At 66.1% G+C, this 21,753-nt stretch carries 20 protein-coding genes; 14 read left to right on the top strand and 6 right to left on the bottom strand.

Annotation, left to right across the window (positions count from 1 at the left end):
• Positions 1–42 precede the first annotated feature (42 nt).
• Both RND78_RS20080 and RND78_RS20075 read left to right on the top strand, forming a co-directional pair.
• Complete coding sequence (locus RND78_RS20080; RefSeq protein WP_312731632.1) at positions 43–561, top strand: DUF6586 family protein; 519 nt, start codon at positions 43–45, stop codon at positions 559–561.
• Positions 562–835: 274 nt separating this feature from the next.
• Positions 836–1,072: a hypothetical protein gene (locus tag RND78_RS20075; protein WP_059232276.1), complete on the top strand. Its 237-nt coding sequence runs from the start codon at positions 836–838 to the stop codon at positions 1,070–1,072.
• Positions 1,073–1,138: 66 nt separating this feature from the next.
• Here the strand turns inward: RND78_RS20075 and sulA are convergent, their stop codons facing one another.
• On the bottom strand, positions 1,139–1,639 hold the full coding sequence (gene sulA / locus RND78_RS20070) for an SOS-induced cell division inhibitor SulA (protein ID WP_312731631.1): 501 nt from the start codon (positions 1,637–1,639) through the stop codon (positions 1,139–1,141).
• Between the two features lie 178 nt (positions 1,640–1,817).
• On the bottom strand, positions 1,818–2,426 hold the full coding sequence (lexA, locus tag RND78_RS20065) for a transcriptional repressor LexA (RefSeq protein ID WP_312731630.1): 609 nt from the start codon (positions 2,424–2,426) through the stop codon (positions 1,818–1,820).
• A 209-nt stretch (positions 2,427–2,635) separates the two neighbouring features.
• Here lexA and RND78_RS20060 point away from each other — a divergent pair, with 209 nt between their 5' ends.
• The 3 genes from RND78_RS20060 (at position 2,636) to RND78_RS20050 (ending at position 5,369) form a co-directional block, all read left to right on the top strand.
• Positions 2,636–3,346, top strand: a complete 711-nt coding sequence (locus RND78_RS20060) for a TetR/AcrR family transcriptional regulator (RefSeq protein WP_312731628.1) — start codon at positions 2,636–2,638, stop codon at positions 3,344–3,346.
• A 79-nt stretch (positions 3,347–3,425) separates the two neighbouring features.
• Positions 3,426–4,418, top strand: a complete 993-nt coding sequence (nagZ, locus tag RND78_RS20055) for a beta-N-acetylhexosaminidase (protein ID WP_312731625.1) — start codon at positions 3,426–3,428, stop codon at positions 4,416–4,418.
• A 210-nt stretch (positions 4,419–4,628) separates the two neighbouring features.
• A complete protein-coding gene (locus RND78_RS20050) occupies positions 4,629–5,369 on the top strand; it encodes an S-methyl-5'-thioinosine phosphorylase (protein ID WP_312731624.1) in 741 nt (246 codons plus the stop codon).
• A gap of 221 nt (positions 5,370–5,590) precedes the next feature.
• Here the strand turns inward: RND78_RS20050 and mfd are convergent, their stop codons facing one another.
• The gene (gene mfd, locus RND78_RS20045) at positions 5,591–9,040 is read right to left on the bottom strand and encodes a transcription-repair coupling factor (RefSeq protein WP_312731622.1); all 3,450 of its coding nucleotides are present in this window, start codon (positions 9,038–9,040) and stop codon (positions 5,591–5,593) included.
• Between the two features lie 154 nt (positions 9,041–9,194).
• Here mfd and RND78_RS20040 point away from each other — a divergent pair, with 154 nt between their 5' ends.
• On the top strand, positions 9,195–10,637 hold the full coding sequence (locus tag RND78_RS20040; protein ID WP_312731621.1) for a glyceraldehyde-3-phosphate dehydrogenase: 1,443 nt from the start codon (positions 9,195–9,197) through the stop codon (positions 10,635–10,637).
• A 210-nt stretch (positions 10,638–10,847) separates the two neighbouring features.
• Positions 10,848–12,242 carry a Si-specific NAD(P)(+) transhydrogenase gene (gene sthA, locus RND78_RS20035; RefSeq protein ID WP_312731619.1) on the top strand — a complete coding sequence of 465 codons (1,395 nt, stop codon included), beginning with the start codon at positions 10,848–10,850 and terminating at the stop codon, positions 12,240–12,242.
• A 144-nt stretch (positions 12,243–12,386) separates the two neighbouring features.
• Here the strand turns inward: sthA and RND78_RS20030 are convergent, their stop codons facing one another.
• Genes RND78_RS20030 through RND78_RS20020 form a run of 3 tightly spaced genes read right to left on the bottom strand, consistent with a single transcriptional unit; the run spans position 12,387 to position 13,954 of the window.
• A complete protein-coding gene (locus RND78_RS20030; protein WP_312731618.1) occupies positions 12,387–13,103 on the bottom strand; it encodes a glycerophosphodiester phosphodiesterase in 717 nt (238 codons plus the stop codon).
• A 15-nt stretch (positions 13,104–13,118) separates the two neighbouring features.
• The gene (locus tag RND78_RS20025; RefSeq protein WP_312731616.1) at positions 13,119–13,406 is read right to left on the bottom strand and encodes a phosphodiesterase; all 288 of its coding nucleotides are present in this window, start codon (positions 13,404–13,406) and stop codon (positions 13,119–13,121) included.
• Positions 13,403–13,954 (bottom strand): PilZ domain-containing protein, encoded by a 552-nt coding sequence (locus tag RND78_RS20020; RefSeq protein WP_312731615.1) that lies wholly within the window; start codon positions 13,952–13,954, stop codon positions 13,403–13,405. Before RND78_RS20020 ends, RND78_RS20025 begins: the two co-directional genes overlap by 4 nt.
• A 107-nt stretch (positions 13,955–14,061) precedes the next feature.
• Here RND78_RS20020 and RND78_RS20015 point away from each other — a divergent pair, with 107 nt between their 5' ends.
• The 7 genes from RND78_RS20015 (at position 14,062) to lpxK (ending at position 21,740) form a co-directional block, all read left to right on the top strand.
• Positions 14,062–15,312: a lipoprotein-releasing ABC transporter permease subunit gene (locus tag RND78_RS20015; RefSeq protein WP_312731614.1), complete on the top strand. Its 1,251-nt coding sequence runs from the start codon at positions 14,062–14,064 to the stop codon at positions 15,310–15,312.
• The gene (lolD, locus tag RND78_RS20010; protein ID WP_026083696.1) at positions 15,305–16,006 is read left to right on the top strand and encodes a lipoprotein-releasing ABC transporter ATP-binding protein LolD; all 702 of its coding nucleotides are present in this window, start codon (positions 15,305–15,307) and stop codon (positions 16,004–16,006) included. Before RND78_RS20015 ends, lolD begins: the two co-directional genes overlap by 8 nt.
• A 7-nt stretch (positions 16,007–16,013) precedes the next feature.
• The gene (locus RND78_RS20005; RefSeq protein ID WP_312731612.1) at positions 16,014–17,255 is read left to right on the top strand and encodes a lipoprotein-releasing ABC transporter permease subunit; all 1,242 of its coding nucleotides are present in this window, start codon (positions 16,014–16,016) and stop codon (positions 17,253–17,255) included.
• Between the two features lie 113 nt (positions 17,256–17,368).
• On the top strand, positions 17,369–19,615 hold the full coding sequence (locus tag RND78_RS20000) for a DNA internalization-related competence protein ComEC/Rec2 (RefSeq protein ID WP_312731610.1): 2,247 nt from the start codon (positions 17,369–17,371) through the stop codon (positions 19,613–19,615).
• 48 nt (positions 19,616–19,663) lie between these two features.
• The gene (locus RND78_RS19995) at positions 19,664–20,299 is read left to right on the top strand and encodes a MotA/TolQ/ExbB proton channel family protein (RefSeq protein ID WP_059232291.1); all 636 of its coding nucleotides are present in this window, start codon (positions 19,664–19,666) and stop codon (positions 20,297–20,299) included.
• Complete coding sequence (locus RND78_RS19990) at positions 20,296–20,736, top strand: ExbD/TolR family protein (RefSeq protein ID WP_059232292.1); 441 nt, start codon at positions 20,296–20,298, stop codon at positions 20,734–20,736. Before RND78_RS19995 ends, RND78_RS19990 begins: the two co-directional genes overlap by 4 nt.
• Entirely contained in the window at positions 20,733–21,740 is a 1,008-nt protein-coding gene (gene lpxK, locus RND78_RS19985; RefSeq protein ID WP_312731607.1) for a tetraacyldisaccharide 4'-kinase, read from the top strand. The genes RND78_RS19990 and lpxK overlap by 4 nt, the downstream gene beginning before the upstream one ends.
• The last annotated feature ends 13 nt before the right edge of the window (positions 21,741–21,753 follow it).

Here is a 21,753-nt window from a genome sequence, read left to right as displayed (position 1 = left end):
GGGAGATAGCCGACCGGCGCGCGCCGGTCGTAGGAGAGGGCCATGGCCAACGAGCGTTACACCCGCACCAACCAGAAGCTGTATTTCGCCGGCCTGGCCCTGGAAAGCTGGCGTGCCGCCCTGGCCGCGCCCTCGGCGCAAAGTCAGGGACGCATCTTGGCCGAGCGCGAAGCCTGCCTGTTCCACCTGCAGGGCGCGCTGCTGGGCCTCTGCCAGGAGGTAGCCGGCTTCTACCGCCACCCCACCATGGACGCCACCTCGCTGGCTACTCACCTCGCACCCGAGACCCTGGCTAGCGCACCCAGCCCCGAAATGGGCGAGCTGATCGAGCTGGCCAGCAATCCCGAGACCTGGCTGGCGCAGCTGATCGCCGAGTACCAGCGGCTGCTGCAGCCGCCCCAGGTTCTGCGGCGTCCCAAGCAGGACCCGACGCTACCGCTGATCGAGGCAGTGAGCCTGGAGCCCGCCGAGCCAGAATTGCCGCTGGAAGAGGTGGAAGCCTGGCGGGAAAACCTCAAGCAGACGGCGCTCAGATTCCGAGGTGCCATGACGGAGTGGTAGGGCGCGGCGTTCACGCCAACCCTGGAAGCCTGCCTGGGATTCGGTAGTCATGGCGCTGCCCTGGCGAGACTGCCGGTTCCCGGCGGTATTGCCATTTTCTCGTCTGTGTCGTGCCGTGACTCCTGGCGGCAGCTTCCGCTCAGGAATCCCCGCTAAGCTTCACGCGAAGGTCCCGGTACGTCGGTCGACCTGCAGGCCATCGAAAAAGACTCAGGCAATCCAGCCTCTCAGACCCCACGCTGTTACACTATCCGCTTAGCTGTGGAGATACTGAATGACTACTGCCTACCTGGAAATCGTTGAACTCTCCGATGGTCGCATCGTGTTGCGCCGTGCGGACGATGAGGAAGCACTCGTCACCCTGGAGTTTTCCAGCGATGCCAAGGATTTCCTGCATGGCCAGCAGGTGGAGGTGGCCAAGGCCATGTTCAACCTGGGCGTGCAGATGGCCGGTCGGCTGGCCGAAGGCGACAGCCTCCAGCGTGACGATCAACCTCGCGTCCTGCACTGACCTCCGCGTCGATCCCGGCACCCCGCATTGGGATGCCGCCGCTCCCTGCCAACGCCTCCGCCGGGTTCAGGCGAATCTGATGTTCAGGCTCTGACTGTTGCCCTGGGCCGCCGCCCGTGCCAATTGCTGCTTGCCCGCATCGCTCAGGTCATGCAGCCAACTGATCACCGTATGGCTTTGCCCCTTGCGCAGCACTTCGCAGGCCAGCTGCAGCGTCTTGGCGGAACTCGGGGTCTGCAACAGCAGCACCCGTTCCTTGTTCAGATGGGTGCTGCGCAGCCAGGCGCTGCTCAGCAGCGAAGGCGGGGTGACCAGGGTCAGCCAACGGGCATCATCCTTCTCGCTGAGTTGCCGCAGGATCGGGGCCAGCAACTGCAGGCACTGCTCCTGGCTGCCATGCAAGGACATCTCGCTGAAGGTATCGGGCAGGGGCGCGACCGGTAGTTCCCGGGCGACTTTGCCGGGCTTGGGCAGGAAGGCCGTCAGCTCCTGCAAAAGCAGGGTCGGTGCCAGGTCCAGCTCTTGAACGGACGGGCGCGGTGTATCGAACATCAGGGGAAATTGCATGGCGACCTCCTGGAGGCGACTCGATCAATCCACTCGACGTCCGTGCCACTGCTACGGGACGTCACTGTTCTCCGGCCTGGTCTTGAGCGCTTTCTGGAGCGCGAAACTATCCCCCGATCAAGACTTCGGCATTGATGGTGCTGGTTGAAAAGGGCTGGCGGTGGACCAGCCCTAGAGGTTAGCGGCGGATAACGCCGACGCTTAACCCTTCGATGGCGAATTCCTGGGTGGAAAGATCGACCTCGATAGGAGCGAAGTCGGGATTTTCCGCCAACAGGGTGACCTGGTTGCCCGAGCGCTTGAATCTCTTCACGGTCACCTCATCGCCTACCCGGGCCACGACGATCTGGCCGTTGTGCACTTCGCGGGTCACGTGGACAGCCAAGAGGTCGCCATCGAGGATGCCGACGTCCTTCATGCTCATGCCCTTCACCTTGAGCAGGTAGTCGGCACGGGGCTGGAAGAAGGCCGGGTTGATGGCACAGTTCTCCTCGACGTTCTGCTCGGCGAGGATGGGCGCACCAGCGGCGACCCGACCGATGACCGGCAGGCTTTCGTCGGCCTTGCGCGTATCCAGTCCCGGAATCCGGATGCCGCGCGAGGCACCCGGGGTCATCTCGATGGCGCCCTTGCGGGCCAGGGCCTTGAGGTGCTCCTCGGCCGCATTCGGTGATTTGAAACCAAGCTCCTGCGCGATCTCGGCGCGGGTGGGCGGAAAGCCATTGGCTTCGAGGCAACGCTTGATGAAGGCCAGGATCTCGGCTTGTCGCGGTGTCAGTTTCAGCATGATGCACGTCGCGTCGTCTAGTGATGCTGTGATTATATACAGTAACTTCCAGGGGCAAGCAATACCGCGTCCCCAACATCTGATGGTAGGCAGGGGCAAGGGCCCCCGGCGCCTATCCTGCATCGTCGAGTGTCGCAAGGGTCGGCGTGATTGACTCGACCGCGTTTGAAACATATGTTTCAAACGGAATTCTTCAGGTAGGGAAGGTCATGGCCCAGTCGGATACCGTCGAGCGCATCCTGGATGCCGCCGAACAGCTGTTTGCCGAGCGGGGCTTCGCGGAGACCTCGTTGCGGCTGATCACCACCCGGGCCGGCGTCAACCTGGCCGCCGTCAACTATCACTTCGGCTCCAAGAAGGCGCTGATCCAGGCCGTATTCTCGCGTTTCCTCGATCCCTTCTGCTTCAACCTGGAACGGGACCTGGATCAGTGGCAACCCAAGACGGGGGAAGAGGTGAGCCTGGAGGCGCTGCTCAACCTGCTGGTGGACCACTCGCTGGCCATCAAGCCGCGCCATGGCAACGATCTTTCGGTGTTCATGCGCCTGCTCGGCCTGGCGTTCAGTCAGAGCCAGGGGCATCTGCGCAAGTATCTGGAGCAGACCTACGGGCGGGCATTTCGGCGTTTCCTGTTGCTGGTGAATCGCGCCGTCCCCGAGATTCCGCCGCTGGAGTTGTTCTGGCGCGCGCATTTCATGCTCGGCGCCGCGGTGTTCAGCATGTCCGGCATCAAGGCGCTGCGGGCGATCGGCGAGAACGACTTCGGGGTCGATACCCACACCGATCAGGTGCTGCGGCTGATGGTGCCTTTCCTCGCCACCGGCATGCGCGCGCCCACGGCGATGCACGCACCGGAACTGGCCCAGGCACAGTATCGGCCGCGGCGTCCGGTTGCGGCGGAGACGGCCGAGACCTACTAGGCTGCGAGGCCGGTAGCGCCTGGGTTAAGCTTGCGTCCCTTTCCCGGCCCCTGTGCCGGGCCAATCGGACGAGGTACCCATGCAAGGCTCCCTGATGGTCGATATCGCCGGCCCCTGGCTCACCGCCGAGGACCGGCAGTTGCTGCGCCAACCGGAAGTGGGCGGACTGATCCTGTTCGCTCGCAACATCGAAACCCCTGCACAGGTACGCGAGTTGTGCCGCAGCATCCGGGCGGTGCGTCCCGACCTGCTGCTGGCCGTCGACCAGGAAGGCGGCCGTGTCCAGCGTCTGCGGCGTGACGTGGTGCGTCTGCCGGCCATGGGGCAACTCGCCGGGCGGGTGGACAGCCCGGAGTTGGCGCGTCTCTGCGGCTGGTTGATGGCGACCGAGATACTGGCTGTGGGGTTGGACTTCAGCTTCGCTCCGGTGCTGGATGTCGACCATCAGCGCAGCCAGGTGATAGGTGCCCGTTCCTTCGGCAGCGCCGACCAGGTGATAGCGCTGGGTGGTGCCTTCGTCGCTGGCATGGGCGACGCCGGCATGGCTGCCACTGGCAAGCACTTCCCCGGTCATGGCTGGGCGGAGGCCGATTCCCACTTCGCCATCCCCACCGACGAACGCGATCTGGAGACCCTCCAGCGTACCGACCTGCGTCCGTTCCAGGCGCTGTTGCCCAAATTGGGCGGGGTGATGCCCGCCCACGTCATCTACCCCGCAGTGGATCTCCAGCCGGCCGGCTTCTCGCGCCGTTGGCTGCAGGACATCCTGCGCGGTGAGCTGGGCTACCGGGGCGTCATCTTCAGTGACGACCTCTCCATGGCTGGCGCCCACGTCGCTGGGGATGCCGGACAACGCGTCGAGGCGGCCCTTACCGCTGGGTGCGACATGGCGCTAGTCTGCAATGACCGTGGCGCCGCCGAGCTGGCCCTGAGCCGGGCGCAACAGCTGGGCCTTTCGCCCGCGCCGCACCTGGCCAGCATGAGGGCCCATCGCCACGTCGATGTCGATTATCGGCAGCAGCCGCAGTGGAGCCAGGCGCTGCAACGGTTGCGCCAGGCTGAACTCATCTAAGAGTCTATTCAAAGCCTGCTGCGCGTCGGCCAAACCGCGTTAAAAATGCCTTCGGAATGCTCATTTACCACACGTAAACTCCGCTTCCTCAGGCATTTGATTCGCTGGCGCTCACCCTACGGGCCAGCCGTTGGCTGTTACTCCCGTTGGTCGTTGCGCCTTGTTTGTCTCTAGCTCGCGAGCCTTTGAACAGGCTCTAAGGACCTTCCCATGACCACCTACGCCATCATCGGCGGTACCGGCCTCACCTCGCTTGCCGGCCTGGAGCTGGACCAGGCCCAGGCCTTCGAAACGCCTTGGGGCGATCCCTCGGCGCCTGTGCAACATGGCCACTATGCCGGCCGCCCGGTGCTGTTCCTCGCGCGCCACGGCCATCCCCATCGCATTCCACCACACCAGGTCAACTACCGCGCCAACCTCTGGGCGCTCAAGGAAGCCGGCGCTGAAGCGATCCTCGCGGTGAATGCCGTGGGCGGTATCCATGCCGCCATGGGCAGCGGCCACCTGTGCGTGCCCCATCAGCTGGTGGACTACACCTGGGGCCGCGGCCACACCTTCTTTGAAGGCGCGGACCTCGAGCATGTCACCCATATCGACTTCAGCTTTCCCTACGACGAGCCCCTGCGTCAGCGCCTGCTGAGCGCGCTGCGCAAGTTGCAGCTGCCGCACAGCGACCATGGCGTCTATGCCGCCACCCAGGGGCCGCGCCTGGAAACGGCGGGAGAGATTGTCCGGCTGGAGCGCGATGGCTGCGACATCGTCGGCATGACCGGGATGCCGGAAGCGGCCCTGGCCCGGGAACTGGGCCTGCCCTACGCCTGCCTGGCGCTGGTGGTGAATCCGGCGGCCGGTAAGGTACAGCGGGAGATCACCATGGCCGAGATCGAAGCCGTCCTGGCCAGCGGTATCGACGAGGTGCGGCAGGTGCTGGCCGAGGTGCTGGCGGGCTGATTGGTGCTCGCGCCGCTCCCGAACGCTCTCAGAGCCTGTTCAAAGTCTGCTGCGCGTCGGCCAAACGGCGTTGAAAATGGCCTGGAAGGCCAGCCCCATCGGAATGCTCATTTACCCCTCGTAAACCCGAGCGCGGGTCCGATCCGCTTCCTCAGCCATTTTTGCCTTGTTTGTCTCTAGCTCGCGAGACCTTGAACCGGCTCTCAGGAGCGGCGCGGTCATCAGCTGGTGGCCGGCGTCAGCCGATCGAACAGGGCTTCCAGCACGTTGAAGCGTTCTTCGGCGCGTTCCATGGGCACCTGGAACTTGAACAGCGTGGCGCCTTCCAGCCGGTACTTCTTCGGCTGCGCCTGGATCATCTTCACCAGCACCAGCGGATCCACCTGGGTATCGGCGGCGAATTCCAGCCGCCCGCCCTGGGGCCCGGCATCCACCTTGACGATGCCCAGGCCTTCCGCCCGCAGTTTGAGCAGCGTCAGCCGCACTAGGTTCTTGGTCGGTTCCGGCAACAGTCCGAAGCGATCGATCATCTCCACCTGCAGTTCCTTGAGCGCCTCTTCGTCCGCTGCCGAGGCGATGCGTTTGTAGAGGATCAGCCGCGCATGGACGTCGGGCAGATAGTCCTCCGGGATCAGCGCGGGAACGCGCAGGTTGATGTCCGGCCCACCGCCCAGGGGTTGCTCCAGGTTGGGTTGCTCGCCCTTGCGGATGGCCTTGACCGCCCGCTCCAGCATTTCCATGTAGAGGGTGAAGCCCACCGCCTGGATCTGGCCGCTCTGGCCTTCACCGAGCAGTTCGCCCGCGCCGCGGATCTCCAGGTCGTGGGTCGCCAGGATGAAGCCGGCCCCCAGGTCCTGGGCGCCGGCGATGGCTTCCAGGCGCTTTTCGGCGTCCGGCGTCATGCCCTTGCGTGGCGGGGTGAGCAGGTAGGCATAGGCCTGGTGGTGACTGCGACCGACCCGGCCGCGCAGCTGGTGCAGCTGGGCCAGGCCGAACTTGTCGGCGCGCTCGATGATGATGGTGTTGGCGCTGGGCACGTCGATACCGGTCTCGATGATGGTCGAGGCGACCAGCACGTTGAACCTCTTGTGGTAGAAATCGCTCATCACCTGTTCGAGATCGCGCTCGCGCATCTGGCCATGGCCGATGCCGATGCGCGCCTCGGGCACCAGCTCCGCCAGCTCGCGGGCGCGCTTCTCGATGGTCTTGACCTCGTTGTGCAGGAAGTACACCTGGCCGCCACGCAAGAGTTCGCGCAGCAGGGCTTCCTTGATCACCGCGTTCTGCTCCTCCATGACGAAGGTGCGCACCGAGAGACGCCGGGCCGGTGGAGTGGCGATGATGGACAGGTCGCGCATGCCCGCCACGGCCATGTTCAAGGTGCGTGGGATCGGCGTGGCGGTGAGGGTGAGGATGTCCACCTCGCTGCGCAGCGACTTGAGCTGTTCCTTCTGGCGCACGCCAAAGCGGTGTTCTTCGTCGATGATCGCCAGCCCCAGATCCTTGAACTTCACATCGCCCTGCAACAGCTTGTGGGTACCGATGATGATGTCGATCTTGCCATCGGCCAGCTCGCGCGTGGCGGCGGCGACCTCCTGGGCCGATTTGAAGCGGCTCATCACCTCGACCCGCACCGGCCAATCGGCGAAACGGTCGCGGAAGCTGTTGTAGTGCTGCTGGGCGAGCAGGGTGGTGGGCACCAGTACCGCCACCTGGCGACCCCCGTGCACGGCGATGAAGGCGGCGCGCATGGCCACCTCGGTCTTGCCAAAGCCCACGTCGCCGCAGATCAGACGATCCATCGGCGTACCCGCCAGCATGTCTTTGCGCACCGCCTCGATGGCCGCTTGCTGGTCCGGCGTCTCCTCGAACGGGAAGCCAGCGGAGAAGGTGGCGTAGTCGACCGCCGGGTCCTTGAAGGCATAGCCCTTGCGGGCAGCACGACGGGCATAGATGTCGAGCAGCTCGGCGGCCACGTCGCGCACCTGTTCGGCGGCCTTGCGCTTGGCCTTCTGCCAGGTCTCGGAGCCCAGCTTGTGCAACGGGGCCAGGGCATCGTCGGTGCCCGAGTAGCGGGCGATCAGGTGCAGGTTGGCCACCGGCACATAGAGCTTGGCGTCGTCGGCGTATTCCAGCAGCAGGAATTCCTGGGGCTGGTCGTCCAGCTCCAGGGTGATCAGGCCCATGTAGCGGCCCACACCGTGATCGATGTGCACCACCGGTGCGCCTTCGCGCAGCTCGGTGAGGTTCTTGATGACGTTCTCGCCACCATCGCGACTCTTCTCACGACGGCGGCGCTGCATGATGCGCTGGCCGAACAGCGGATTTTCCGGGATCAGGGCGACCGCGGGGTCGTCCAGCACCAGGCCTTCGTCCAGCGGCGCCAGGGCGATGGCGATGCGCTCGCCGCTAGCCTGGAACGCCGCCCAGCCCTCGACCTGACCGGGGCGCAGGTTCAGGCGGGCCAGCAGTTCCAGCAGCACCTCGCGGCGCCCGGCGCTTTCCGCGGTAAACAGCACGCGACCGGGGAAGTCGGTGATGAAGTGTTCCAGGGCTGCGAGCGGCTGGCTGGCCTTGGCGTCGATGGCCAGGTCCGGCAGGGCGCGCGCGGCGAAGCGCTCGCGGCCCACGCCGGATTCCAGGTCATCCGCGCCTATGACCACTCGTGGCCAGTTCTTCAGGCGGGCGAAGCAGTCCTCCACCGGCAGGAAGACCTCCACTGGCGGTAGCAGCGGTCGTTCGGGGTCGACCCGGCGATCTTCATAGCGCGTACGGACATCGGTCCAGAACTGTTCGGCGGCCTGTTCGATGCCAGGCAGGGAGAACACCTGGGTATTGGCCGGCAGGTAGTCGAAGAGGGTCGAGGTCTCCTCGAAGAACAGCGGCAGGTAGTACTCGATGCCTGCCGGGGTGATGCCGCTGGCCAGGTCCTGATAGATGGGGCAGCGGCGATAGTCCACGTCGAAGCGCTCGCGGAAACGCGCGCGAAAGCCGGTCACGGCTTCCTTGTGCAGCGGAAATTCCCGCGCCGGCAGCAGGCGGATGCTGTCGACCTTGTCGATGGAGCGCTGCGTCTCCGGATCGAAGGTGCGCAGCGTCTCGATCTCGTCGTCGAACAGGTCGATCCGGTAGGGCAGGCTGCTGCCCATGGGGAAGAGATCGATCAGGGCGCCGCGCACGGTGAATTCGCCGTGTTCGTACACCGTATCCACATAGCGATAGCCGGCCGCTTCGAGGCGCGAGCGGGTGGCTTCCACGTCCAGGCGCTGGCCGATGTCCAGCACCAGGCTGCTGCCGAGCAGGAAGCGCGTGGGCGCCAGGCGGTGTAGGGCGGTGGACAAAGGGACTACCAAAATGCCGTGGGAGAGCTCCGGCAACCGATAAAGGGTGGCGACGCGCTGGGAGATGATGTCCTGGTGTGGCGAGAAGACATCGTAGGGCAGCGTCTCCCAATCGGGGAAATTCAGCACCGGCAATTCAGGGGCGAAGAAGCGCAGTTCCTGCTCCAGGCGGTCGGCACTCTGGCTGTCCTGGGTGATCAGCAGGGTGAAGCGGCGAGTCGCGGCCTTGGTGGCTTCAGCGATGGCGAGGGCTAGCGCGGCGCCGGGCAGGTTGCCCCATTGTTGGCGACCAGCGGTTTCAGGAATTGACGGGGTACGCAAAACTGACACGCGGGCGGAACTCCGGTGGATGTTCGGTGGGTTGGGATTGTAACGACCGGGCTTTCGCGCTGTCAGTGCAGCGACGCGCGTCGATTGCCTGGGACAGGCGGCGCGGTCATAATGTAGTTCCTTTTTTCAGCTCCTACATAGGGAAGGATTTGTCGTGAGTCAGAAGCCTGAGCAGTGCCTTGAAGAATGGATCGATCGCGAAGCGCTCGCCGAGGCCATGATTCCCCTGATTGGTCAGCTGTACCGCAACAACAACGTTGTGACCTCCATTTACGGTCGCGGTTTGGTCAACCGTTCGGTGATCTCCATTCTCAAGGCTCACCGATTCGCGCGCCAGATCGACAACGTCGAGCTGTCCGTGCAGGACACCTTCCCGCTGGTGAAAGCCCTGAGCGAGCTGGAACTGGGTGCCGCTTCCATCGACCTGGCCCGCCTGAGCCTGAAGTTCAAGGCCGAAGGTGCCGGTCGCGACCTCAAGGATTTCCTGCGCAGTGAACTGGCCGCCGTGGTCGGCAAGCAGGGCGTCGAGCAGCGCAAGGGCACCGACGTCGTCCTGTACGGCTTCGGTCGTATCGGTCGTCTGCTGGCCCGTATCCTCATCGAGCACCAGGGCAGCGGCGACGGCCTGCGCCTGCGTGCCATCGTGGTCCGCAAGGGCGCCGACAACGACCTGGTCAAGCGTGCCAGCCTGCTGCGCCGCGATTCCGTGCACGGTTCCTTCGACGGCACCATCACCGTCGACGAGGCCAACAGCACCCTGTGCGCCAACGGTACCCTGATCAAGGTGATCTACTCCAACGATCCCACCAGCGTGGACTACACCCAGTATGGCATCCAGGACGCCATCGTCGTCGACAACACCGGCAAGTGGCGCGATGCCGAAGGCCTGGGCCAGCACCTCAAGTGCAAGGGCGTGTCCCGCGTGGTGCTGACCGCGCCGGGCAAGGGCAACCTGAAGAACATCGTGCATGGCATCAACCATGACACCATCACCGCCGAAGACACCATCGTCACCGCGGCTTCCTGCACCACCAACGCCATCGTGCCGATCCTGAAGGCGGTCAACGACAAGTACGGCATCGTCAACGGTCACGTCGAGACCGTTCACTCGTACACCAACGACCAGAACCTGATCGACAACTTCCACAAGGGCGATCGCCGTGGCCGTAGCGCTGCCTTGAACATGGTGATCACCGAGACCGGCGCCGCCAAGGCCGTGGCCAAGGCGCTGCCGGAACTGGCTGGCAAGCTGACCGGCAATGCCATCCGCGTGCCGACGCCCAACGTCTCCATGGCGATCCTCAACTTGAACCTGGAAAACGGCACCAGCAAGGACGAGATCAACGAGTACCTGCGCACCATGGCGCTGCACTCGCCGCTGCACAAGCAGATCGATTTCGTGAATTCGCCGGAAGTGGTCTCCAGCGACTTCGTCGGCTCCCGTCATGCGGGCGTGGTCGATGCCGGTGCTACCATCGTCAGCGACAACCGCGTCGTGCTCTACGTCTGGTACGACAACGAGTTCGGCTACAGCTGCCAGGTCGTCCGGGTATTGGAAGAAATAGCGGGCGTCAACCCGCCGGCCTTCCCGGCCTGAGTCTTGCGTTTCCAGCAAGGCTGACTTGTAAGAAAAAACGGGAGCCCAGGTGGCTCCCGTTTTCGTTTTGCCAGAGTTTTGCGCCACAATGGCGACCCGTGACAAGAGGTCGCAGCCCTCGGGGGCGATCTCACGTCGGACGTCACCTCCTGTCAGGTGGGTCCGGCTCCAGCCGTCGCCTGCAGACGGCTAACCTTCTAAGGAGAAAGCATGGCGGTCTATAGCTACGACGTGGTGGTTCTGGGTTCGGGACCGGCCGGCGAGGGTGCGGCGATGAATGCCGCCAAGAACGGTCGCCGGGTGGCGGTGGTGGACAACCGCCAGGTGGTCGGCGGCAACTGCACGCACCTGGGCACCATCCCGTCCAAGGCGCTGCGCCATTCGGTCAAGCAGATCATCCAGTTCAATACCAACGAGATGTTCCGCTCCATCGGCGAGCCGCGCTGGTTCTCCTTCCCCGACGTGCTGCGCAGCGCCGAACGGGTGATCGCCCGCCAGGTGTCCTCGCGCACCAGCTATTACGCGCGCAATCGCGTCGACCTGTTCTTCGGCACCGCCAGCTTCGCCGACGAAAACACCATCGAGATCGTCAACCTGCGTGGCGACTTGGAGCGGCTGGTGGCCAAGCAGGTCGTCATCGCCACCGGTTCACGTCCCTATCGCCCGGTGGACGTGGACTTCAGCCATCCGCGCATCTACGACAGCGACACCATCCTGTCCCTGACGCACACCCCGCGCCGGCTGATCATCTACGGCGCCGGGGTGATCGGCAGCGAATACGCCTCCATCTTCAGCGGCCTCGGCGTGCTGGTGGACCTGATCGACAACCGTGACCAGTTGCTCAGCTTCCTCGACGACGAGATCTCCGACGCCCTGAGCTACCACCTGCAGAACAACAACGTGCTCATCCGCCACAACGAGGAATACGAGCGCATCGAGGGCCAGGAGCACGGGGTGGTGCTGCACCTGAAGTCCGGCAAGAAGCTGCGCGCTGACGCCTTGCTCTGGTGCAACGGCCGGACCGGCAACACCGATCAACTGGGCCTGCAGAACGTGGGACTCGCGGTCAACAGCCGTGGCCAGGTCTCCGTCGACGAGAACTACCGGACCTCGGTGCCCAACATCTATGCCGCTGGCGACGTCATCGGCTGGCCGAGCCTGGCCAGCGCCGCCTACGACCAGGGCCGTTCGGCCTCGGACAACCTCCTCCACGACAACCGTGGGCGGGTGGTCAACGACATCCCCACCGGTATCTACACCATTCCGGAGATCAGCTCCCTGGGCAAGACCGAGCGCGAGCTGACCCAGGAGAAGGTGCCCTACGAAGTGGGCAAGGCCTTCTTCAAGAGCATGGCGCGGGCGCAGATCTCCGGTGAGCCGGTGGGCATGCTGAAGATCCTCTTCCACCGCGAGACCCTGCAGGTGCTTGGCGTGCACTGCTTCGGCGACCAGGCGTCGGAGATCCTGCACATCGGCCAGGCGATCATGAACCAGGAGGGCGAGGCGAACAGCATCCGCTATTTCGTCAACACCACCTTCAACTACCCGACCATGGCCGAGGCCTACCGGGTAGCGGCGTTCGATGGGTTGAATCGGTTGTTCTGACGTCTTCGGTCGGAAAGGCATCGCGGCCATGGGCCGCTCTTACGGTGACGTCCGTGCCTGTAGGAGCGGCCCATGGCCGCGATCGGTCGGGGTCAGGGAGGCATAGGAGTGGCTGCGTCGGCGGACCGCCAGGGTCGCGATCCGCTACCCCAATGTCCTCCGCGCCAGGCTCGGGAAGTCAGTGATGAGGCTGTCCGCGCCGAAGTCGGCCAGGCGGCGCATCAGGCTGGCGTCGTTGACCGTCCAGACCGAGACGTGCAGGCCCTGGCGCTTGGCCTTGAGCAGACGTTCCGGGGTGCACAGCGTCCAGTTCAGTGCCAGCAGATGACAGCCATAGTTGGCCGCCACCTTGAGCGGATCGAGCCAGGCGTATTCCGCCACCAGGCCACGGGCCAGGTGGGGTGTGTCGCGTTGCAGGGCGCGTAGCACTTCCCGTGAAGAACTGGTCACGGTGATCTTGTCCTGCAGGCCGAACTCCTCGACCAATGCGGCGATGGCCCTCACGGTCTGGGCCGCCCGTACTCGCGAGGCGCTCTTCACCTCCAGCTGCCAATGCTCGAAGCGGCACTTCTCGAAGAGTTCGCGCAGGGTCGGGATGGGGGCAGGGCGTGGCCATGCCGGGCCACCCTGGCGGGCGTCCAGTGCCACTAGGTCGGCCACCGCCTTTTCGCTGACCTTGCCGCCACGCCCGGTGGTGCGCTTGAGGGTGGGGTCATGGATCACCACCAGCTCGCCGTCCCGCGAGAGGTGCAGGTCCAGCTCGCAACGCTGGACGCCCAGTTCCAGGCACAGCTCGAAGCCGGCCAGGGTGTTTTCCGGCGCTTCGCCGCGGGCGCCGCGGTGTCCGTAGATGAGGGTCATGAAGGCTCCTAGACGCTAGGGTGAGGGAGACGGGCGGCGCGGTTCGCGGACCGCATCCAGCACCCGATCGTTTTCGAAATAGACGCTGAACGCTCGATAGTCCCAGCGGCGGATGGCCGGGTGGCCGACCGGCGGATGTTCCTGGTCGGGCAGGCCGAAGCGTTCCAGTACCTGAGCACGACTGTCGCCGCGCAGGGGGAGGGAGACGCCGGGGTCGCCCTGCTGGCCCAGCGGGATCTGCAGGGTATCGGCCCAGCCGGGCGCGGCCGTGCCGAGCAGCAAGGCCAGCCAGGCGCCTTTCACGTGTCCTCTCCGCGGTCGGCGCGGCGGCCGCGGGCCTGCTGGCGCAGGACGTGGCGGGCCAGCAGCTGACGCTGGGCGTCTTCCAGCTCGATGAAGCTGGTGCCTATTTCATGACCGCCGGCGACGGCCTGGCAGCTGGTCACCTCGGCGAGTACCTGCAGGCCCAGCCCCTGGGGCGGCAGGGCCATGCGTAGCTCCAGGCGCGTGCCCAAGGCCAGTGGCTCGGCATCGACGAAGGCCAGGCCGCCTTCCGACAGCACCACCTCCCGGGTGGCGCCACTGTCGTGCATCAGGTTCCAGGCGAAGGCCTGGCCGAGCAGGTCGAGGCGCTTGTGCACCAGACGCAGGCAGGCGGTGATGGCGCGGTCGCGTTCGTCCAGGTTGCGCAGCAGATGACGGGATTCGAATTCCAGCTGGTGCAGTTCGCTCAGCAGTGCGAACAGCGGCGCGGTCTCGCCGGAGGCGCCTTCGGCAGGGCCGATTTGCAGTGCGATGCGGTCGGTGATGCGATAGTATTCCCGCCGTTCACGCGCGTCTGGGGTGGTCATGTCGGGCCGCTCCGTGGGTGATGGCCCCGAGTGTAGCTGGCGAGCCGGCACGGTGTCGCCGTCCACCCCGCAGGGCGCCTACGTCTTCCCGCCGTGCAAGCGAGCCTATGTTCAGACCCCTGCCGATCTACCTTGGCCTGCGTTACGTCCGCGCCAAGCGCCGCAATCATTTCGTCTCCTTCATCTCGCTCACGTCCATGATCGGCCTGGCGCTCGGCGTGGTCGTCATGATCGTGGTGCTGTCGGTCATGAACGGCTTCGACCGCGAGATGCGCGAGCGCGTCCTGGGCATGATTCCCCATGCGACGGTGGAGTCCTACCAGCCGGTGACCGACTGGCGCAGCGTGCGCGAGCGGGCGTTGCAGAACAGCCAGGTGGCGGCGGTGGCGCCCTTCACCCAGTTGCAGGGCATGCTGGCCCACGACAAGGCGGTGCAGACCGTCCTGCTCAACGCCATCGACCCGGCCGAGGAGCCCAAGGTCTCGATCATCGCGAGCTTCATGCGCGAGGGTAGGCTGGACGACCTCAAGCCGGGTGAATTCGGCATCATCATAGGGTCGCTGGCCGCCGAGAAACTCGGCGTCAAGGTCGGCGACAAGCTCACCTACATCGCCCCCGAAGTGGCCGTGACTCCCGCCGGCATGTTTCCGCGCATGAAGAGATTCACCGTGGTGGGCATCTTCAGCGTCGGCGCCGGCGAGCTGGATGGCTCGGTAGGCCTGATCCACATCGAGGACGCCGCCCGGCTGCAACGCTGGCCGGCGAGTGCGGTGCAAGGTGTGCGCCTGAAATTGCACGACCTGTTCCAAGCGCCCGACGTGTCCTGGAACATCGCCCGCCAGTTGCCCGGCAACGACTGGTATGCCCGCGACTGGACCCGCACCCATGGCAACCTCTACCAGGCCATCGGCATGGAGAAGACCATGATCGGCCTGCTGCTGCTGCTGATCGTCGCCGTAGCCGCCTTCAATATCGTCTCCACCCTGGTGATGGTGGTGACCGACAAGAAATCCGACATCGCCATCCTGCGCACCCTGGGCGCCACGCCCCGGCAGATCATGGCGGTGTTCATGGTCCAGGGCACCTTCATCGGCGTCATCGGTACCGCCATCGGCTGCGTGCTGGGCGTGCTCGCCGCGCTCAACGTCAGCGCCGCGCTGGCCTGGGTGCAGCGTCTCAGCGGGCACCAGTTCCTCAACGCCGAGGTGTATTTCATCGACTACCTGCCGGCCCAGCTGCAACTGCACGACGTGCTGCTGGTCTGTGGCGCGTCCTTCGCCCTGAGCTTCCTGGCCACGCTCTATCCCTCCTGGAGCGCTGCCCGTACCCAACCCGCCGAGGCCCTGCGTTATGAATGATCGAGCCGTTTTGCGTTGCCAGGACCTGGGCAAGCGCTACGAGGAAGGCCCCCAGACCGTCGAGGTGCTGAGCAACGTCCAGCTCACCCTGCAACCAGGTGAGCGCGTCTCCATCGTCGGCAGTTCCGGTTCGGGCAAGACCACCCTGCTGAACCTGCTCGGTGGCCTGGACACCCCCAGCAGCGGCAGCGTCTGGCTCGATGGCGAAGAGCTGTCGGCGCTGAACGAGAAGGCCCGTGGCCTCTTGCGCAACCGCGCCATGGGCTTCGTCTACCAGTTCCACCACCTGCTGCCCGAATTCAGCGCCCTGGAAAACGTCTGCATGCCCCTGCTGATCGGCAAGGCCTCCATCGGCGAAGCCCGTGAGCGCGCCGCCAAGCTGCTGGAGCGGGTCGGTCTCGGTCATCGCCTGGGCCACAAGCCGGCCGAGTTGTCCGGCGGCGAGCGTCAGCGCGTGGCCATCGCCCGCGCCCTGGTCAACCAGCCCAAGCTGGTACTGCTCGACGAACCCACCGGCAACCTCGATCAACACACCGCCCACGGCATCCAGGACCTGATGCTGGAACTGTCCACCTCGCTGCGCACGGCCTTCCTGGTGGTGACCCACGACCAGGTGCTGGCTGGCCAGATGGACCGGATGCTGCGCCTGGACGAAGGCCATCTGGTCGACGCCACGCCGGCCCGGCAGGTCTGAGGTCGCCATGTTCAGACCGCTTTCGCTGTTCATCGGCCTGAGATACACCCGCGCCAAGCGGCGCAAGTCGTTCATCTCCTTCTTCTCGCTGGTTTCCATGTTCGGCCTGGCGCTGGGCGTGCTGGCCATGATCCTGGTGCTGTCGGTTATGAACGGCTTCCAGGAAGAGATGCGCGGCCGCATCCTCGGCATGGTGCCCCATGCCTTCATCAGCGGCGCCCAGCCGCTGGACGACTGGCGCCCGCTGGCGGCCAAGGCCGAGCAGCAGCCCCATGTGCTGGCGGCGGTGCCCTATACGCAGTTGCAGGGCATGCTCTCGGTACGGGGTCGCATGCAGCCGCTGCTGGTGGACGGCATCGATCCGGCCCAGGAAAAGCGCGTGTCCATCGTCGGCGAGCGCATGACCCAGGGTAGCCTTGATGCCCTCAAGCCGGGCGAATTCGGCATCGTGCTGGGCGAGATCGCCGCGCGACGCTTCCAGCTGGAGCTGGGCAGCCAGGTCACGGTGATCATCCCCGAGGTCGGTGCCACCGGCAGCATCACCCCGCGGCTGCGGCGCTTCACCGTGGTCGGTACCTTCAAGGTCGGCGCCGAGCTGGATGCCTCCCTGGCCCTGATCAACGTGGCCGACGCCGCGCCGCTCAAGGGCTGGCAGCCGGGCCAGGTGGAGAGCATCCGCCTGGCGCTGGACGATCTGTTCCAGGCGCCGCGCATTTCCCGTGACGTGGCCAAGGCCCTCGGCGATGGCTACCAGGCGCGCGACTGGACGATCTCCCAGGGCAGCCTGTTCCAGGCGATGCAGATGGAAAAGACCATGATCGGCCTGCTGCTCTTGCTGATCGTCGCCGTGGCCGCCTTCAACATCATCGCCACCCTGATCATGGTGGTGGCCGACAAGAAGGCCGACATCGCCATCCTGCGTACCCTGGGCGCCACGCCGGGGCAGATCATGGCGGTGTTCATGGTCCAGGGCACGGTGATCGGCCTGGTCGGCACCCTGATCGGCGGCATCCTCGGCGTCATCGCGGCGCTCAACGTCAGCAACTGGATCGCCGCCCTGGAGCGACTGGTCGGCCACAAGCTGTTCGGTGGCGACATGTACTTCATCAGCAACCTGCCATCGCGGCTGGAGCTGGAGGACGTGGTGCTGATCGCCGTGGCTGCCCTGAGCATGAGTTTCCTGGCGACCCTTTACCCTGCCTGGCGCGCCTCGCGCACCTCGCCGGCCGAAGCCCTGCGCTACGATTGATCCCTTCGCCAGGGCAACTTAGGCGAGTCCACCCGTAGCCCTGGCTCTTCCGCCCTCAAGCTGCTCTAATTCGCGCATCCTAGACCTTTCGGTTCTCCACGGATGGAGTCCTGATGCGTGCTGTTCTGCTTGCCTTCGCCCTGGGTGTGCTGGTCCTGCGCGCCTTCCCGGCCTTGCCATCGATGCCCCTGCTGGCGGCACTCGCTGCCGTCGCCTTCATCTCGCTCGGCACCCGTCTGGCGGTCGTGGGCGCTTTCGGTCTTGGTCTGGCCTGGGCCGCGCTCCATGCCCAGTGGGCACTGCAGGATCGTCTTGATCCGGGGTTGGAACAGCGGGTGCTGTGGATCGAAGGGCGGGTGAGCGGGCTGCCAGCGGTGGACGCCGATTCGGTGGGTTTCCTGCTCGCCGACGCCAGCAGTCGGCGCGACCTGAAGCTGCCGACACTGATACGCCTGAACTGGTATGGCGGCCCGCGCCCCTTGGCGGGCGAGCGCTGGCGGCTTGCCGTGGAGCTGCGCAGTCCCGCGGGCCTGGCCAATGCCCTGGGCCAGGATCGCGAGGCCTGGCTGCTCGCCCAGGGCATAGGCGCCACCGGCAGCGTCAAGGATGGCCAGCGCCTCCAGGCGGCCAGCGGCCTGGCGACCTGGCGCGATGCCATCCGCCAGTACCTGCACACCCGCGATCCGGCCGGGCAGGGCGGCCTGCTCGCCGCCTTGGTGATCGGCGACGCCTCCGGCATCACCGACGCCCAGTGGCAACTGTTCCAGGACACCGGCACCGTGCACCTGATGGTGATTTCCGGCCAGCACATCGGGCTGATCGCCCTGGGTGTCTATGCCGGGGTGGTCACCCTGGCGCGCCGTGGCTACTGGCCGCGCCGGCTGCCCTGGCGTCTGTCCGCCGCCGTCCTGACGATGGTCACCGCCCTGGGCTACGGCCTGCTGGCCGGCTTCGAGGTGCCGGTGCAGCGCGCCTGTCTCATGGTCACCCTGGGCCTGCTCTGGCAACTCGGACGGCAACAGGTACGGCTGGGAGATGCCCTGCTGCTGGCGCTGGTGGGCGTGCTGGCGGCCAATCCGCTGGTCAGCCTGTTGCCGGGCTTCTGGCTGTCCTTCGGCGCGGTGCTCCTGCTGCTGTGGAGCTTCGCCGGGCGCCTGGGGCGGCTGCCCTGGTGGCATACCCTGGGTCGCGCACAGTGGTGCATGGGCGTGGGATTGGCGCCGCTGCTCCTGGCGTTGGGGCTGCCCCTGAGCCTCAGCGGGCCCCTGGCCAATGCCATCGCGGTGCCGCTGATGGATATGGCCATCGTGCCCCTGGCGTTGCTGGGGACGCTGCTGTCCCTGCCATGGTCGCCACTGGGCGATCCCGCGCTCTGGCTGTCTGGCTTTCTGCTCAAGGTGCTGCTGTGGCTGTTGGATTGGCTGGCGCAGTTGGCCGCGGCCTGGCAACCCGCGTTGGCGCCCGCCTGGGCGCTCTGGCTGGCCGGACTCGGCGCCTTGCTGGCGCTGCTGCCGGCGGGCGTACCGCTACGTGGCTGTGGGGCACTGCTCATGTTGCCGGGGCTATTCCCGGCGATCCCGCTGCCTGCCGAGGGGCAGGCGCGGATCACGGTACTGGACGTGGGGCAGGGCCTGGCCGTGCTGGTGCGCACCCGGGAGCACGCGCTGCTGTATGACGCCGGTCCGCGGCAGGGCAGCTACGACAGCGGCGCCCGTGTCGTGCTGCCCAATCTGCGCGCCGCGGGCGTCGACGAACTCGACATCCTGCTGCTCAGCCACGCCGATGCCGACCATGCCGGTGGGGCGTCGGCCGTAGCCAAGGGTTTACCGCCGGGCCTGGTGCTCAGTGGCGAGGCTGGTCAATTGGCGCCGCGCTTGCGCGCCCAGGACTGCGTGGATGGCGCCAACTGGCGTTGGAACGCCGTCAACTTCACCACCTGGTGGCGGCCCAGCGCGGACTCCAATGCCTCCTCCTGCGTGCTCAAGGTCGAAGCCAATGGCGAACGCTTGCTGCTGACCGGCGACATCGACGAACGCCGCGAGGTCGAACTGCTAGCCAGCGGCCTGCCCCTTGCGGCGCAATGGCTCAGCGCGCCGCACCATGGCAGCCGCAGCGGCTCCAGTGCCGACTTCATCGACGCCGTGCTACCGCGCGGAGTGCTGATTTCCCGCGGTCGGCACAATCGTTACGGCCATCCGCATCCCCTGGTGGTGGAGCGCTATCGCGAACGCGGCGTGACGCGCTACGACACCGCCGAACTCGGCGCCCTGGACTGGACCCTCGGCAAATGGGACTTGCCCCGGGGGCTGCGCCAGGCTCGTCACTGGTGGCGGACGCCCCCTCCCGCCCCGACACCCTGAAGCGTTCGTGCTAGAGTGGCGGCATTTTGCGGCGGGGGTAACGGTCTCGTGTTCGAAATGGTCAAAGCTGGCGGCTGGATGATGCTGCCGATCATCCTCAGTTCCATCCTGGCCACGGCCATCATCGCCGAGCGGCTGTGGACCCTGAGACGTAGCCGGGTCGCACCGCCCAACCTGCTTGCCCAGGTCTGGCGCTGGATCCAGGACAAGCAGCTGAACAACGAGCGGTTGCGCGAGTTGCGCGCCGGTTCGCCGCTGGGTGACATCCTCGCCGCGGGCCTGACCAATTCCCGCCATGGTCGCGACATCATGAAGGAGGCCATCGAGGAAGCCGGCAGCCGCGTGGTGCACGACCTCGAACGCTATCTCAACACCCTCGGCAGCATCGCCGCCCTGGCGCCGCTGATGGGCCTGCTCGGCACAGTGTTCGGCATGATCGACATCTTCAGCGCCTTCATGAACGACGGCATGGCCAATGCCCCCATCCTCGCCGGCGGTATCTCCAAGGCCCTGGTGACCACCGCTGCTGGCCTGCTGGTGGCGATCCCCGCGGTGTTCTTCCACCGCTACCTGCTGCGCCGGGTCGACGAGTTGGTGGTGGGCATGGAGCAGGAAGCCGTCAAGCTGGTGGACATCCTCCATGGTGATCGCGAGGTGGACGTCCGCGAAGGAGCCGCCGCGTGAAATTCCGTCGCCGCGCCGGGGGCGCCGCTCGCGAAGAGGTCTATATCAACCTGGCGTCCTTCATCGACGTCATCTTCGTCCTGCTGCTGTTCTTCGTGGTGACCGCGACCTTCAGCCGGCCCAGCCAATTGAAGATCGAACTGCCCGAGGCCGACAGCGCCGCCGCGGCCGCCAACCAGGGCAAGACCCTGGAGATCAGCATCACCGCCGACGGCCAGATGGCGCTCAATGGCCAGACGCTGGTGCGCAACGACCTGACCGGCCTGACCACCGCGCTGCAACGCGAATCCGGTGGCGACAACAGCTTGCCGCTGGTGATCACCGCCGATGGCCGCGCCACCCACCAGTCGGTGGTCATGGCCATGGACGCCGCCGGCAAGCTGGGCTTCAGTCAGTTGCGCATCACCACTCTCGAGGCCCAGGCGAAACGCCCGTGAGCCTGGGCGAACGCCTGGTCCGCGCCTGGTACGAGGGCCATCCCGCCCTGCGCCTGCTGGCGCCCCTGGAAGCCCTCTATCGCCAGGTCGCCCGGCGCAAGCGCCAACGCTTCCTGGCGGGGCAGGGCAGCATCCATCGTGCGCCGGTGCCGGTCATCGTGGTGGGCAATCTCACCGTCGGCGGTACCGGCAAGACCCCCATGATCCTTTGGCTGATCGGCCATCTGCGCGCCCGCGGCCTGAAAGTCGGCGTGGTCAGTCGCGGCTATGGCGCCACCCCGCCGAGTCTGCCCTGGCGCGTCCAGGCCACCGACACCGCGGCGGTGGCCGGCGACGAACCCCTGCTCATCGTGCAGCGCACCGCGGTGCCCCTGGTGATCGACCCCGACCGCGGTCGCGCCGTCGAGCGGCTGCTCGCTGAAGAAGCGCTCGATGTGATCCTCAGCGACGACGGCCTGCAGCACTATCGCCTGGCGCGGGATCTGGAACTGGTCATGGTCGATGCGGCGCGGGGCTTCGGCAACCGTCGCTGCCTGCCGGCCGGCCCCTTGCGCGAGCCCCTGGAGCGCCTGGCCGAGGTGGACGCCGTGATCCATAACGGCGCTACCCGCGACCCCGTCGATGGCTACGGCCTGATCCTGCAGCCCAGCGCCCTGATCAATCTGCGCAGCGGCGAGGCGCGGCCGCTGGATTTCTTTCCGCCGGGGCAGCGCCTGCACGCCCTGGCCGGTATCGGCAACCCTGGACGTTTCTTCGCTACCCTCGAAGGACTACACTGGCAGCCGTTGCCCCATGCCTTCGCCGATCATGCCGCCTACAGCGCTGCGGAACTGGCTTTCACGCCGGAACTGCCGCTGGTGATGACCGAGAAGGATGCGGTCAAGTGCCGGCCCTTCGCCGCCGCCGACTGGTGGTACCTGGCGGTGGACGCCCAGCCCTCGGCCGCCTTCGTCGCCTGGCTGGATGCGCGTCTCGATCGTCTCCTGCCCGAACATTCTCTCTGACGGAACCCTCGCC

Origin of the sequence: Pseudomonas oryzihabitans (assembly GCF_032027545.1) — a bacterium.
Classification (GTDB): domain Bacteria; phylum Pseudomonadota; class Gammaproteobacteria; order Pseudomonadales; family Pseudomonadaceae; genus Chryseomonas; species Chryseomonas oryzihabitans_F.
This window is presented reverse-complemented; position numbering and strand designations above follow the sequence as displayed.

What these genes read in the sequence shown, in the direction of transcription:
- RND78_RS20080 (WP_312731632.1), top strand. Translation starts at nt 43, where the DNA reads ATGGCCAACGAGCGTTACACCCGCACCAACCAGAAGCTGTATTTCGCC.
- nagZ (WP_312731625.1), top strand. Translation starts at nt 3,426, where the DNA reads ATGCAAGGCTCCCTGATGGTCGATATCGCCGGCCCCTGGCTCACCGCC.
- RND78_RS20050 (WP_312731624.1), top strand. Translation starts at nt 4,629, where the DNA reads ATGACCACCTACGCCATCATCGGCGGTACCGGCCTCACCTCGCTTGCC.
- RND78_RS20060 (WP_312731628.1), top strand. Translation starts at nt 2,636, where the DNA reads ATGGCCCAGTCGGATACCGTCGAGCGCATCCTGGATGCCGCCGAACAG.
- lolD (WP_026083696.1), top strand. Translation starts at nt 15,305, where the DNA reads ATGAATGATCGAGCCGTTTTGCGTTGCCAGGACCTGGGCAAGCGCTAC.
- RND78_RS20020 (WP_312731615.1), bottom strand. Translation starts at nt 13,954, where the DNA reads ATGACCACCCCAGACGCGCGTGAACGGCGGGAATACTATCGCATCACC.
- lexA (WP_312731630.1), bottom strand. Translation starts at nt 2,426, where the DNA reads ATGCTGAAACTGACACCGCGACAAGCCGAGATCCTGGCCTTCATCAAG.
- RND78_RS20030 (WP_312731618.1), bottom strand. Translation starts at nt 13,103, where the DNA reads ATGACCCTCATCTACGGACACCGCGGCGCCCGCGGCGAAGCGCCGGAA.
- RND78_RS20000 (WP_312731610.1), top strand. Translation starts at nt 17,369, where the DNA reads ATGCGTGCTGTTCTGCTTGCCTTCGCCCTGGGTGTGCTGGTCCTGCGC.
- sulA (WP_312731631.1), bottom strand. Translation starts at nt 1,639, where the DNA reads ATGCAATTTCCCCTGATGTTCGATACACCGCGCCCGTCCGTTCAAGAG.
- sthA (WP_312731619.1), top strand. Translation starts at nt 10,848, where the DNA reads ATGGCGGTCTATAGCTACGACGTGGTGGTTCTGGGTTCGGGACCGGCC.
- RND78_RS20015 (WP_312731614.1), top strand. Translation starts at nt 14,062, where the DNA reads ATGTTCAGACCCCTGCCGATCTACCTTGGCCTGCGTTACGTCCGCGCC.
- RND78_RS20075 (WP_059232276.1), top strand. Translation starts at nt 836, where the DNA reads ATGACTACTGCCTACCTGGAAATCGTTGAACTCTCCGATGGTCGCATC.
- RND78_RS20005 (WP_312731612.1), top strand. Translation starts at nt 16,014, where the DNA reads ATGTTCAGACCGCTTTCGCTGTTCATCGGCCTGAGATACACCCGCGCC.